The 11,780-nt window shown below is 49.4% G+C and carries 10 protein-coding genes, 16 tRNA genes, 1 rRNA gene and 1 riboswitch (1 of these 28 running past the window's edge); of the genes, 4 read left to right on the plus strand and 23 right to left on the minus strand.

Annotated elements, in window-relative coordinates; all coding sequences use genetic code 11:
• Window positions 1-4 precede the first annotated feature (4 nt).
• Both R70723_RS27100 and R70723_RS27105 read right to left on the minus strand, forming a co-directional pair.
• Window positions 5-1,027: an ABC transporter permease gene (locus R70723_RS27100; RefSeq protein WP_039877157.1), complete on the minus strand. Its 1,023-nt coding sequence runs from the start codon at window positions 1,025-1,027 to the stop codon at window positions 5-7.
• A gap of 224 nt (window positions 1,028-1,251) precedes the next feature.
• The gene (locus tag R70723_RS27105) at window positions 1,252-2,649 is read right to left on the minus strand and encodes an MATE family efflux transporter (protein ID WP_231574787.1); all 1,398 of its coding nucleotides are present in this window, start codon (window positions 2,647-2,649) and stop codon (window positions 1,252-1,254) included.
• Between the two features lie 163 nt (window positions 2,650-2,812).
• On the opposite strand from R70723_RS27105, the gene R70723_RS27110 reads away from it, so the two are divergent.
• Window positions 2,813-3,694 (plus strand): AraC family transcriptional regulator, encoded by an 882-nt coding sequence (locus R70723_RS27110; RefSeq protein ID WP_039877158.1) that lies wholly within the window; start codon window positions 2,813-2,815, stop codon window positions 3,692-3,694.
• Window positions 3,695-4,054: 360 nt separating this feature from the next.
• On the opposite strand, the gene R70723_RS27115 is transcribed toward R70723_RS27110, so the two are convergent.
• The 3 genes from R70723_RS27115 to R70723_RS27125 all read right to left on the minus strand — a co-directional run bounded on the left by R70723_RS27115 (window position 4,055) and on the right by R70723_RS27125 (window position 6,878).
• Complete coding sequence (locus R70723_RS27115; RefSeq protein ID WP_039877161.1) at window positions 4,055-4,615, minus strand: cysteine hydrolase family protein; 561 nt, start codon at window positions 4,613-4,615, stop codon at window positions 4,055-4,057.
• Between the two features lie 21 nt (window positions 4,616-4,636).
• Complete coding sequence (allB, locus tag R70723_RS27120) at window positions 4,637-6,052, minus strand: allantoinase AllB (protein ID WP_039877164.1); 1,416 nt, start codon at window positions 6,050-6,052, stop codon at window positions 4,637-4,639.
• 125 nt (window positions 6,053-6,177) lie between these two features.
• A riboswitch (purine riboswitch) is annotated at window positions 6,178-6,281 on the minus strand.
• 216 nt (window positions 6,282-6,497) lie between these two features.
• Window positions 6,498-6,878, minus strand: a complete 381-nt coding sequence (locus R70723_RS27125) for a MerR family transcriptional regulator (protein ID WP_039877168.1) — start codon at window positions 6,876-6,878, stop codon at window positions 6,498-6,500.
• 135 nt (window positions 6,879-7,013) lie between these two features.
• On the opposite strand from R70723_RS27125, the gene R70723_RS27130 reads away from it, so the two are divergent.
• A complete protein-coding gene (locus R70723_RS27130; protein WP_039877170.1) occupies window positions 7,014-7,952 on the plus strand; it encodes an aldo/keto reductase in 939 nt (312 codons plus the stop codon).
• A gap of 181 nt (window positions 7,953-8,133) precedes the next feature.
• The gene (locus tag R70723_RS27135; protein ID WP_039877172.1) at window positions 8,134-8,592 is read left to right on the plus strand and encodes a hypothetical protein; all 459 of its coding nucleotides are present in this window, start codon (window positions 8,134-8,136) and stop codon (window positions 8,590-8,592) included.
• 19 nt (window positions 8,593-8,611) lie between these two features.
• Here the strand turns inward: R70723_RS27135 and R70723_RS27140 are convergent, their stop codons facing one another.
• A complete protein-coding gene (locus R70723_RS27140; protein ID WP_039877175.1) occupies window positions 8,612-9,241 on the minus strand; it encodes a GNAT family N-acetyltransferase in 630 nt (209 codons plus the stop codon).
• Window positions 9,242-9,303: 62 nt separating this feature from the next.
• On the opposite strand from R70723_RS27140, the gene R70723_RS27145 reads away from it, so the two are divergent.
• Window positions 9,304-9,933, plus strand: coding sequence for a TetR/AcrR family transcriptional regulator (locus R70723_RS27145; RefSeq protein WP_081957505.1), 630 nt, complete (start codon window positions 9,304-9,306; stop codon window positions 9,931-9,933).
• A gap of 62 nt (window positions 9,934-9,995) precedes the next feature.
• Here the strand turns inward: R70723_RS27145 and R70723_RS27150 are convergent.
• The 17 genes from R70723_RS27150 to R70723_RS27230 all read right to left on the minus strand — a co-directional run.
• Window positions 9,996-10,074, minus strand: a tRNA-Leu gene (locus R70723_RS27150).
• Window positions 10,075-10,101: 27 nt separating this feature from the next.
• A tRNA-Cys gene (locus R70723_RS27155) sits at window positions 10,102-10,175 on the minus strand.
• A 6-nt stretch (window positions 10,176-10,181) separates the two neighbouring features.
• Window positions 10,182-10,256: transfer RNA gene (locus R70723_RS27160), tRNA-Gly, on the minus strand.
• A gap of 5 nt (window positions 10,257-10,261) precedes the next feature.
• A tRNA-Gln gene (locus R70723_RS27165) sits at window positions 10,262-10,336 on the minus strand.
• A gap of 34 nt (window positions 10,337-10,370) precedes the next feature.
• Window positions 10,371-10,443: transfer RNA gene (locus tag R70723_RS27170), tRNA-His, on the minus strand.
• Window positions 10,444-10,490: 47 nt separating this feature from the next.
• Window positions 10,491-10,566: transfer RNA gene (locus R70723_RS27175), tRNA-His, on the minus strand.
• Window positions 10,567-10,591: 25 nt separating this feature from the next.
• Window positions 10,592-10,665 (minus strand) — tRNA-Trp (locus R70723_RS27180).
• Window positions 10,666-10,670: 5 nt separating this feature from the next.
• Window positions 10,671-10,756 (minus strand) — tRNA-Tyr (locus R70723_RS27185).
• Between the two features lie 5 nt (window positions 10,757-10,761).
• A tRNA-Thr gene (locus tag R70723_RS27190) sits at window positions 10,762-10,837 on the minus strand.
• A 20-nt stretch (window positions 10,838-10,857) separates the two neighbouring features.
• Window positions 10,858-10,933 (minus strand) — tRNA-Phe (locus R70723_RS27195).
• A 20-nt stretch (window positions 10,934-10,953) separates the two neighbouring features.
• A tRNA-Asp gene (locus R70723_RS27200) sits at window positions 10,954-11,031 on the minus strand.
• 7 nt (window positions 11,032-11,038) lie between these two features.
• Window positions 11,039-11,112: transfer RNA gene (locus R70723_RS27205), tRNA-Met, on the minus strand.
• Window positions 11,113-11,129: 17 nt separating this feature from the next.
• Window positions 11,130-11,205: transfer RNA gene (locus R70723_RS27210), tRNA-Val, on the minus strand.
• Window positions 11,206-11,272: 67 nt separating this feature from the next.
• Window positions 11,273-11,347: transfer RNA gene (locus tag R70723_RS27215), tRNA-Glu, on the minus strand.
• A 25-nt stretch (window positions 11,348-11,372) separates the two neighbouring features.
• Window positions 11,373-11,462 (minus strand) — tRNA-Ser (locus R70723_RS27220).
• Between the two features lie 3 nt (window positions 11,463-11,465).
• Window positions 11,466-11,541 (minus strand) — tRNA-Asn (locus tag R70723_RS27225).
• 61 nt (window positions 11,542-11,602) lie between these two features.
• Window positions 11,603-11,780, minus strand: a 23S ribosomal RNA gene (locus R70723_RS27230); it runs 2,749 nt beyond the window's last position.

An 11,780-nucleotide genomic window follows, 5' to 3' on the forward strand; every position in this document is an offset into this window, starting at 1 on the left:
CCTCCTAGAACAGCGCGTAGTCATCGTTTATTTTGCGGATAATGTAGTTGACGGTCATGATGAGAATGAAGCCGAACAGGGATTGGTAGAGCCCCGCCGCCGTCGCCATCCCGATGTCAAACGTCACCTTTAGTGAACGGAATACATACGTGTCCAGAATATCCGTTGTATTGTAGAGCACCCCGTTATTACCTATTAGCTGGTAAAAGAGGTCAAACTGTCCCTTCATAATACTGCCGAGCGAGAACAGCAGCAGCACAACGAAGGTCGACTTCAGCATCGGTACTGTGATATACCAGATCCGCTGGAAAATATGTGCACCGTCGATTTTGGCCGCCTCATAATATTCGTCACTGATTCCGGTAATGGCCGCGAGGTAGATCACCATGCTGTAGCCGAGATTTTTCCACAGGTAAAAAAGAATGATCAGGAAGATCCACACCAGCGGCTTATTGTACACATCGACCGGACCCGCACCGAATCTGGCCAGCAGCGTATTCAGGAAACCGCTATCATAATTGAATACGTTGTAGACGATAACACTCAGGATAACGAAGGATACAAAGTACGGCAGGAACATAATCGACTGGGTCAGCTTTTTGAACCATTTGACGCGCAGCTCGCTGAGCAGGATTGCACAGACAATTGCCAGAACGTTGCCAAGCAGGATAAAAGCCAGATTGTAGCCGATCGTATTCAGGGTAAGCTTTACCAGCGTGCCGGACTTCCATAGGAATTCAAAGTTCTTGAACCCGACGAACGGTGCATCGAACAGACCTGAATTGAAGTCAAACTGGGTGAACGCGTAATAGACGCCTACCATCGGAAAATACGAATTGATCAGGAAAAACAGCAGTGCCGGGAGCAGCATCAGAAACAGAACCCGGTTATGGATCAGCTCGTGCAGAAAGCCCTTCTTTTTCTTCTTTATGGTGCCAGCCCCCAGTGGTGAAGCTGCCGGAGTGCCTCCCTTTAAAGGAAGCTCTATCGCCAGCGGTGTTCCGGATTTGCGTGTGCGCTGTCTCAAAGCCCTCACTCTCCTATGCCTGTATATGCCCCAAGTATAGAAAAGCCCCGTCCGCCAGGACAGTAGCCGTTCAGGGTATTCCTGTATTATGTTGCGGTTATGCGGGTGAACTTTTGCAACTTTTGTGCAGGATCACAGGATAACGGCCTATATACGCACGCCAAAAAGCCCCTGCGCTTCTTCCGCAGAAGAAAGCACCGGGGTGAAATATCCGAATTTACATTTTAAAAAGAAGCCTCTGCCGCTTTGCCCTGGACAGTCCGCTGACCTCCATTCTGCGATTCTGATGCATACAGCACCTTCCGCCCGCGCCAGCGCCGCAGCACCAAGAGCCCTCTCGCCGCTTCATCGGCGATCATGCAGCAGTAAATACCGACCAGACCCCAGCCCCAGCTGATGCCGAGGAGATAGGAACCTCCGATTCCAATAGTGGTCATGCAGATCAGGGAAATCGTCATCGTATAGCGGGTATCCCCGATGGCGTTAAGCGCATTGCCCATGGCCATGTTGAGCATTTTGCACGGCTGCAGCAGCAGGTTCAGCACCAGCAGCGTCACACCAATTGAGATAATCTCCCCGTCTACCGTGAACATACCAAGCAGTGACTTTCCAAAAGCGAACAGCAGCACGACATTCGCACTGACAATTGCCAGCCCGATATACAGCGTCCGGAATGCGCTGCGGTAGACCTCAGACAGCTGACGTGCGCCGAATAAAGTAGCAATCCGGATCTGGCCTGCCATCGCTACCGCGTAGCCCAGGGTAAAGCAGAACGACTCCAGTGTATTCAGATAGGTGCGTGCCGCCAGCTCTTTGGCCCCGAGCATAGCCAGAAAAGAGTAAATCGCCAGCTGTGAGACTACCCAGGCTGAGGAATTCAGCCCCAGCGGCCAGCTGATCTTCACAATCTCCCCGAACAGCTTCCGCTTGAAGACAGCGAAATCCCGCAGCCGGATTCTGCGTTCAAAGGCGCCGCAGAACATCACCAGCAGAACAATTGTGCCGAGCCCTCTGCTGATCACATTAGAGATGGCGATTCCGCCAAGTCCCATTTGCGGCAGTCCGAACATGCCGAAGATAAAAATATAATTCAGAATAATATGGATTACATTAACTGCAACCCCCGTATACATCGGCCCCCGGGTATTGCCTGTATTGCGGATAGCCGAGCCCAGGGAAGCGGTCAGTCCTACCAGGAATAATCCGCCGCCCACATAAGTCAGATAGACATGAGCCAGCGGAATCAGCTCTCCGGATATATTCAGCGCTCCCCCGATCGGATCGGCGAACAAAAACATAACCACGCTGACGATAAGCCCCAGCACCGTACTTGCTGTAACCCCCATTATCGCAATTACACGTGCATCCTCCTGCCGTCCCGAACCGAGCCGCTGGGCAATCAGAATGCCTGCGCCGCCGGCAAAGGTGGTGAACAATGTTGTCAGCGCCCCAAACAGCTGGTTCGATATGCCGACGACCGCCACCGCATCGTCCGAAATACGGCTGACCATAATGGTATCCACGGTTCCCAGCAGCGTCTGCAGAAAAATCTCAATAAAAATCGGCCAGGCCAGCACCCAAAGTCCGACGTTTCCTGTCTTCAGTTTCACGTTGGGTTTCACTAAATGAACTCCCCCTCATCCTGCTGCACTCTTAGATAGTATCCTTGTAACCTGCCTGCAAATTACCTTGCTAGGAGTAAATTATAGGTGATATACTACGGGAAATGTAGCAAATTCCCAACCTAAACTTTCAATTTCTAAACCTGATCTGCAGGAGGACGATATGAGTCTGCTCCAATTCTCCAGCCCGCCGCTGCCGCATTACATTATCAGCGGACTTACGAATTATCCGCAGGGCTTCCGCCATGTGAACCGCCATAACATCAAAGTGTTCGACCTGCTGGTCGTCCGGGAGGGCTGCCTCTATCTTGGCGAAGAGGACAGAACCTATGAAGTCCGGGCAGGAGAAGCACTGATTCTCCGTCCGGACTGCCATCATTACGGGACCGAAGCTTGCCGTGAGGACGGCTCCTACTACTGGCTCCATTTTCAGACCCCGGGTCCGTGGTGTTCCATAAGCTGTCATGCTGAAGCTCCCCGTGAACGGGATACCACGGAGGAGTCTGATCATTTCAACTTGTATAACGCACGTACCTTCAGCCTCCGGCTGTCGCAGTATATGACGCTGCTGCAGCCGGCCAGAATGGAGGAGCTGCTCGCCCAGCTCGAGCTCCTTAAGGTCAACGCCCACCTGGATGCCGTCCGCTTCAAGCAGCAGATGCTGTTCCAGGAGCTGCTGCAGCAGCTCTCCGCCTCCGTGCACCGCGAACGGTCCGCGTCTCAATCGACCGCCTGCGCCGAGCAGGCGGCCTCCTTCCTCCGCGCCCATTACCGCGAGGAGATTACGACCGGCATGCTGGGCGACTGCCTCAACTTTCATCCGGTCTATATCGCCCGCTGCATGAATCAGGAGTACGGCTGTCCTCCGATGGAATACCTGCTCCGCTACCGGATCGAGCAGAGCAAGCTGCTGCTGATGCAGACCAGCTTCCCGATTGCCCGTATTGCCGAGGAGGTCGGCTTCAACCAGGCGCCCTACTTCAGCTCCAGCTTCATGAAGCTGGAGGGGATTTCGCCGCGCCAGTACCGGCAGCGGTTCTCTTGAGCAACATTACCTAATTCGGTGCATAGGTCCCTTTGGGCCAAATCAGGGACATTTAAGTGAACTTTTTCCCACTATTATTCTAAAACCGTTGTTTCACGAAGAATTAAGTAGCGAAAGTCCACCTAATTTACTAAAAGCAGCTCACAGTTCGTTCTGCTCCGATCCTGACAATAGCGCAGACAACAGCCCCTGTATAACCGGTAGCATTCCCGGCAATACAGGGGCTGTTTATTTTTTGTGTAATATAAAGGGCAATTCTTTGCAGTACATCCAGTTGGCTCAGACCCGATCAAATCCCTTACGTATTACCAATCGCACAGAACATCAGCTAGCCGCTACCCAGCTTACCAGCTAACCTTCTTAGCCTTTCACCACCGCGTACTTCTCTTTATACTGCTCCAGCGTTACCACCTCGCCAAAGATCCCGATATCGCGCAGCCCCGACCGGTGCATCTCCTCATCCTTGGAAGCGCAGCAGTCGCTGATGCAGACAACCTTGTACGTATGGTACATCGCATCCGATGCCGTTGAGCGGACACAGACATTGGTCCATACACCGGTAACCGCTACCGTGTCGATCCCCTCTTCCCGCAGGAACAGGTCCATATCCGTATAGCTGAACGCGCTGTGGCGTCTCTTTTGCACCACATAGTCTCCCTTTGACTCATCCGGTGTAAGCTCGGCAATGAAATCCGATCCCCAGCTGCCCTTGATAGCATGAACCGGCCGGACCCGGAAGTCGGCATCGTTTTTGCGGTGCGCTTCCTGTACGAAGATCACCTGGATCTCATTTTCGTGGCTGAACGCAATCAGGTCCTGGAGCGCCGGTACGATTCCCGCTCCGTTTGGACAAGTCAGTGCCCCGTCCGGATGAATAAAATCATTTAGCATATCTATGACTACTATTGCGTGTTTTCCCATATTACTCACGTTCCCTTCGGTTTAGTATTTCAGCAGGCGCGGAAGCTCGCTGATCGTCTGGCGCTTTACATATTCACCATGTCCCGGCTTGCCGACCACACCCAGTGCATCATCGTAGACCAGCGTACCGCGGACGATCGTTTTATCCACCTTGCCTTTTAGCTTCATACCATGGAACGGCGTATATTTAGGCTTACAGTGCATCTGATCCTTATCCAGCGTCCACTCCTTCTCCAGATCCACAATGGTGAAGTCCGCGTCAGTACCGATCTCCAGCGCCCCTTTTTTCGGATACAGGCCGTAGTGGATTGCCGGATTTGTGCAGAGCAGCTCTACCAGCCGGGAGAGACTCAGTCTGCCTTTGTTGTAGCCTTCGCTGATCATAATCGGCACCAGTGTCTCTACCCCCGGGATTCCCGGAAAAGAAGTCCAGACATCCATCCCCGGCGCATCCTTCTCAGTGGCAATTTCATAAGGGGCATGGTCGGTGGCCATAAAATCGATCGTTCCGTCCGCCAGTCCCTGCCACAGTACTTCATTATCCTTTGCTGTGCGCAGCGGCGGCGCGATCTTGGCGAACGTACCGAACTCGGTCATCGCATCTACCGCATTAAGCGTCAGGTAGTGCGGACAGGATTCCGCAGTCACCTTGGTTCCCTTCAGCTTGGCTTCACGGATCAGCTCGTTGCCTGCCCCGGTGCTCATATGCACGATATGCAGCCTGGCACCTGTCTCCTCAGCAAAGCTGATGCCCAGCTGGATTGCAGCTTTTTCAGCAAGCGCCATACGCGCTTCAGCCCATGCAGGGTAATCAAGGCGGCCCTCACCCTTCAGCTTGTTAGTGAAGTAATCGCAGATGGCAAAGTTCTCGGCGTGAATACCAATCGGCAGCCCCGTAGGTGATACAGCGGCAAAAGCCTCCAGCATCTCCGGATCGGTTACACGCGGGTAGCTCGGCACCGACGGCGTCATATATACTTTAAAAGCAACTACCCCATTGGCAATCTGCTCACTGATAATCTCCGGCAGCACATTATTGCGTACATCCTCGCCGGTAATACCGCCCCACATCGCATAGTCAACAATCCCTTTGCCTTCCAATGCATTCAGCTTATTGAACAGGTTATCGGCAGAACGGACTGACGGCACGCTGCAGCAAGGCATATCTACAATCATCGTTACGCCGCCGGCTGCAGCGCTGCTTGTTCCAGTCACGAAGTCCTCACGATGCGTAAACCCCGGATCATTAAAATGCGTATGCGAATCAATAACGCCCGGCAGCACCAGCTTTCCGCCAGCATCAATAATCTCTGCTGCATCAGCCTCAATGTCCTTGGCAAAGCCGACGATTACTCCTTTGTTCACCAGAATGTCTGTCAGCACCTGTCGGTCACCCTGCGGAATGCTGGCATTTTTAATAATCAGATCATAGCTCATGAATACACACCTCTTCTTTTGAATTTAGATTCATTTCCGCGCACGACAAATAAACCCCAGGTTACAAAAGGTACAGGGCAGACACCATTCTCACACAGCCATAAATAGCCGCACATAGAACAGTAATTCTTTTCTGCACCTCTTGTAGCCTGGGGCAATTTACGGTCGCCTGGTCGAAACGCTCAAACCGGATTAATGAGCTTATACAAGAGCTTATTCTGTTAGTCCATCCAAGAAAGTCATTCGATATAATGTAATGTTTAGTAACGTGATAGTATTGAATTTGCTTTCTTAATTACCCTAATCATATCACCAGAGGAATTATCGTCAAGATACTTAAGCAGTTCGTCAACAAAAAGCCAATTTATATGTTATATTACCTAACAACCAAGGCTTTTTCCGGTATAATTGTAAGCCTATCAGCGACATTCATCACTTTTCCGGCTCAATTATTTTCAGCCTCTGCCCGTTCCTCCAGCGAAGCAAAATAAGCAATCTTATGCTCAACCTTCTCCGCAAACGCCTGAAAAAATTTGATCTTCTCATCAATATGCACCTTATGCTCCTGCAGCAGTTTGCGCTGCTCAGGGAGTGAGCTATGCCCTTCCTTGGAGAGCGAGATAAACTGTTTAATGTCGGCAATCGGCATACCGGTATCCTTCAGGCAGCAGATTAACGAAATCAGCTCCAGATCCTCATCATGGAAGCAACGGTTTCCGTGCTCATCCCTGGCTACCTCAGGCAGAACACCCTCTCTTTCGTAATAACGCAGTGTATATTGGCTCAGTCCGCTTTTTTGTGATATGGTTTTGATGCTGTATCCCATGATTGCAGCTCCCTTCTGCCGTAAAGCTACGGCCCATCTCTAAAGTAACACCATTTCCATGCAATTAAAAGCGCTTCAAAAACCTGTTGACTTACACTTAACTCTAAGGTCTACACTAAACCAGAAACCTTACAAATGAGGAGTGAACACAAAGTGGTAAAAAAAATTAAAGCAGGCAGCAGCCAGCTTGAGGTAGCAGAGATCTCTTTAGGATGTATGCGGATTGCCGAGCTTTCCCCGAAAGAGGCCGATGTACATATTCACAGTGCATTAGAGGCGGGAATCGACTTTTTTGACCATGCAGATATATACGCAGGCGGTAAGGCGGAGGAAGTATTCGGAGATGTAGTAGCAGCTACTCCGGGCATGCGCGATAAAATGCTGATTCAGACCAAATGCGGAATCCGTGACGGGTTCTTCGACTTTTCCAGGGATCATATTGTAACGTCGGTTGAGAACAGCCTGAAGCGCCTGAAGACGGATTATGTTGATGTACTGCTGCTGCACCGCCCGGACACTCTGATGGAGCCTGAGGAGGTCGCTGAAGCCTTTGATTATCTTGAGCAAAAGGGTATGGTCAAACACTTCGGCGTCAGCAACCTGAACCCGCTGCAGATTGAGCTGCTCAAAAAGAATGTACAGCAGCCCCTGCTCTTCAACCAGCTGCAGCTTAGCATCATGGTCTCCGGAATGATTGATGCCGGCTTCAATGTCAATATGACTAACTCTGCATCCGTAGTGCATGACGGAGGAATTTTGGAGTACAGCCGCCTGCATGATATGACCATCCAGCCTTGGTCCCCGTTCCAGTACGGTTTCTTTGAAGGGGTATTCCTGGGCAACGACAAGTTCCCTGTGCTGAATGAAGTGATTAACCGCCTTGCAGCTGAAAAAGAGGTCGCTGACACTGCTATCGCGATCGCCTGGCTGCTCAGACACCCTGCAGGCATGCAGCCGATTGTCGGAACAACGAACACACAGCGCCTGCTGGATATTGCTAAAGCCTCTGATATTACCCTGACCCGTCAGGAATGGTATGAAATTTACCGTGCCGCCGGCAACAAGCTGCCTTAAGCAGCGGACAAGCCTCTTTAGCACCACCATAAATAAAAATAAGAGTACTCTTCCCAGCCACATGGCAGGTGGAGTACTCTTTGCTTTGCGCCTTTGAACAGCAGTGACAGAATGCTTTGACAGCCTGCGGCTCCTTGCGCTATTTTTAACTCATTATTCAATAGGAGAACGGAGCCTGATAATGGGATTACACTATATAGGGTTTATCCTGCCACTTTTAGTTTTGCTGCCGAATCTGCTGTTCATCTTTTTTGCTCCGCGTTATGTCCCCTCATCAATCACTGCTCCGCCTGTGATCTTCACTATATTGGAGAGGGCCGGTCAGATTACATGCTTCACTTTACCCATCCTGTATGGACACAAAATTGCTGTTCAGCCCGTAACCTCCTTAAGCTGGTTAATGTTAATCTGTTTAATCTTTTACTATATGTGCTGGCTGCGCTACTACCGGTCCGGCAGAGCGTTCAGCATGTTATTTAAACCGCTAGGCCCGCTTCCTTTACCTATGGCCATATTCCCGGTTCTTTATTTCAGCCTGCTTGCACTAGGAATAGACTCTCTTCTCTTTGCTGCCGCTGCCGCAGTCTTCGCCATCGGGCATCTCACTGTAAGCTGGAACACCTATAAACAAATCAGATAAAATAATGACTTCATAAGCGTTACACAGGGTTTATATTCAGCTCGAAGCTATAATTAGGTATGGATTTCCCCTTTGGCCCAATGCCAAATTCGTTAAAAACCTTAAAGCCATTTTTACAATAGAACTTTTTGTTTAGTTCCGTATGGGTAACTAATGTGATCCGGCCGCCACCGTGCTTACTAACATAAGGGAATAAAAAGGCATTAAACAATGTACTCCCCAGGTTTTTCCCTTGAAAGCCCCTCGCAACCGCAAGGGAATCGATATACCAGCTCTCCTGCCCGTATCGGTCACAAGCCTCTTTCATTGTATCCAGTGTCTTCAGAATATGAAAAATTCGTTTCATGCCAATCTGAGCAGCCAGTGCTAAGCCGCCATTAAACAGATATTGTAAGAAGCCCGGGCCCTTTGCCCCGCTTTTTTTCAACAAAACAGCAGAAACAATTTTTCCATCCATAATTCCTACAAAGCACGCCTTTTGCTGATAATAAGATTTTGTATTAGTATAATTAAGTCTAAACAAGTGCTCCTTATAGTCCCTGCCCTCAGGTAAGATAAGCGGAAACAACGGATATTCTGAAAATGACTCGGTAAATAAGGTAGCGACTTCGTGCAACTCCTCTTTCTCAGCCAGCCGAAAAGACTTCATGTGAGCCCTCCTTTTTACTTTCTTTGATTTCCTTATTGTAATAAGCAGAGGCATAAAAAAGTATGGTCAATTCATTTGATTTGTTTATTAATGAACAGGTAGAACCTAATTGTACAGAAATGGGGTTAATTGTGGGCGACAGACGATCGATTAGAACTAAAGCATCCATTAAACAGGCCTTTTTGTCATTATTGAATACTAAGGTCATTTCTAAAATAACCATTCTGGAAATCTCGGAGCTTGCCGATATCGGCAGAGGCACTTTTTATTTACATTATAAGGATATCTACGATTTATATAATGAAATTGAAGCAGAGATGTTTGATCAGTTAAATCAGTTTTATGATGATTCCTTTCCCATCAAGGAACATCATGATATTATGCATTTTATAAATAAACTTACGAATTATATTTATCAAAACAAAACGTTGTTTAACATGCTTACCAATCCGGAAGACAAATTATTAACCTCCGATAAATTTAAGCAGTTTTTCAAAATGAAGATTTTGCAGGAAATGCTTATGGACAACAAAAATAGGGATACATCAACGGTGAATGTAGAAACAGAAAGTCTGTTTATTGCCTCTGGGGTGGTCGGGGTGATCGAAGACTGGGTCGTACGCGGCATGGAAGAAGAGCCCACGGGCATGTCCCTACGTATACAACAGCTGCTGCTGAAGTTAGAGGGCTAGGCACTTAGTCAATAAAAATAAAAGAGTGCATTAGAGATATTCTCTAATGCACTCTTTAGCTATACCGGCGAGAGGACTCGAACCTCCACGGTTTCCCACTCGATTTTGAGTCGAGCGCGTCTGCCATTCCGCCACGCCGGCGTATTGAACTGATAACTCCAAAATCAATGGAGGCGCCACCCAGATTTGAACTGGGGATAAAGCTTTTGCAGAGCTTTGCCTTACCACTTGGCTATGGCGCCATAAAATGGAGCGGACGACGGGAATCGAACCCGCGACCCTCGCCTTGGCAAGGCGATGCTCTACCGCTGAGCCACGTCCGCATAAATGGCTGGGGATATAGGATTTGAACCTATGCATGACGGAGTCAAAGTCCGTTGCCTTACCGCTTGGCTAATCCCCAATATTCATTTCATTTCATCAATTTAATAATAAAGGGCGACTGATGGGTCTCGAACCCACGAATGCCGGAACCACAATCCGGTGCGTTAACCCCTTCGCCACAGTCGCCATATTAAACTATTATTAGATTCTTACAATCCATACTTTTAAAGAAATGGGGCGGCCGATGGGTCTCGAACCCACGAATGCCGGAACCACAATCCGGTGCGTTAACCCCTTCGCCACGGCCGCCATATTAAGCTTTAAAGTATTTCATTGGCAGGGGCAGCAGGAATTGAACCCACACCAACGGTTTTGGAGACCGTTGTTCTACCTTTAAACTATGCCCCTAAAGATGGTGGAGGCTGATGGATTCGAACCACCGAACACGTACGTGAGCAGATTTACAGTCTGATGCGTTTGGCCACTTCGCTAAGCCTCCACAGATGGTGCCGGCGAGAGGACTTGAACCCCCAACCTACTGATTACAAGTCAGTTGCTCTACCAATTGAGCTACACCGGCATATTCTATTGTAATAATCATGGTGGCGCGGGAGGGAATCGAACCCCCGACACAAGGATTTTCAGTCCTTTGCTCTACCGACTGAGCTACCGAGCCAAGAAAATTTGTGATACTAATGGCGGAACCGACGGGATTCGAACCCGCGATCTCCTGCGTGACAGGCAGGCATGTTAGGCCAACTACACCACGGTTCCAAATAAATTGCGGGGGCAGGATTTGAACCTGCGGCCTTCGGGTTATGAGCCCGACGAGCTACCGGGCTGCTCCACCCCGCGTCAGTAAAAAATCTATATGGTGGAGGCTGAGGGGATCGAACCCCCGACCCTCTGCTTGTAAGGCAGATGCTCTCCCAGCTGAGCTAAGCCTCCATCAAAACCAGAACTTTTATATCTTATCATTTCCTCTCAATAAAGTCAAGCTTTATTTAAAGGATAATGGTGACCCGTAGGGGATTCGAACCCCTGTTACCTCCGTGAAAGGGAGGTGTCTTAACCCCTTGACCAACGGGCCATGCTATTGATAAATCCATAAGGAACGGAGAGAGAGGGATTCGAACCCTCGAGACGCTTGTGGCGCCTACACGATTTCCAATCGTGCTCCTTCGGCCAAACTCGGACACCTCTCCAGATGGCTCCCCGAACAGGACTCGAACCTGTGACAACTCGATTAACAGTCGAGTGCTCTACCAACTGAGCTATCAGGGAATATACATACCAGGCTTGATCGCCTGAAAACTGAATCCGAAACGAATCTGCGTCTTAAATATTGGATAAGCCCTCGACCGATTAGTATTGGTCAGCTCCATGCATTGCTGCACTTCCACCTCCAACCTATCTACCTCGTCGTCTTCAAGGGGTCTTACTAATTGGGAAATCTCATCTTGAGGGGGGCTTCACGCTTAGATGCTTTCAGCGCTTATCCCGTCCGTACGTAGCTACCCAGC

The organism is Paenibacillus sp. FSL R7-0273, from assembly GCF_000758625.1.
Lineage (GTDB): Bacteria > Bacillota > Bacilli > Paenibacillales > Paenibacillaceae > Paenibacillus_AQ.

What these genes read in the sequence shown, in the direction of transcription:
- R70723_RS27110 (WP_039877158.1), top strand. Translation starts at nt 2,813, where the DNA reads ATGAGTCTGCTCCAATTCTCCAGCCCGCCGCTGCCGCATTACATTATC.
- R70723_RS27115 (WP_039877161.1), bottom strand. Translation starts at nt 4,615, where the DNA reads ATGGGAAAACACGCAATAGTAGTCATAGATATGCTAAATGATTTTATT.
- allB (WP_039877164.1), bottom strand. Translation starts at nt 6,052, where the DNA reads ATGAGCTATGATCTGATTATTAAAAATGCCAGCATTCCGCAGGGTGAC.
- R70723_RS27125 (WP_039877168.1), bottom strand. Translation starts at nt 6,878, where the DNA reads ATGGGATACAGCATCAAAACCATATCACAAAAAAGCGGACTGAGCCAA.
- R70723_RS27130 (WP_039877170.1), top strand. Translation starts at nt 7,014, where the DNA reads ATGAGGAGTGAACACAAAGTGGTAAAAAAAATTAAAGCAGGCAGCAGC.
- R70723_RS27135 (WP_039877172.1), top strand. Translation starts at nt 8,134, where the DNA reads ATGGGATTACACTATATAGGGTTTATCCTGCCACTTTTAGTTTTGCTG.
- R70723_RS27140 (WP_039877175.1), bottom strand. Translation starts at nt 9,241, where the DNA reads ATGAAGTCTTTTCGGCTGGCTGAGAAAGAGGAGTTGCACGAAGTCGCT.
- R70723_RS27145 (WP_081957505.1), top strand. Translation starts at nt 9,304, where the DNA reads ATGGTCAATTCATTTGATTTGTTTATTAATGAACAGGTAGAACCTAAT.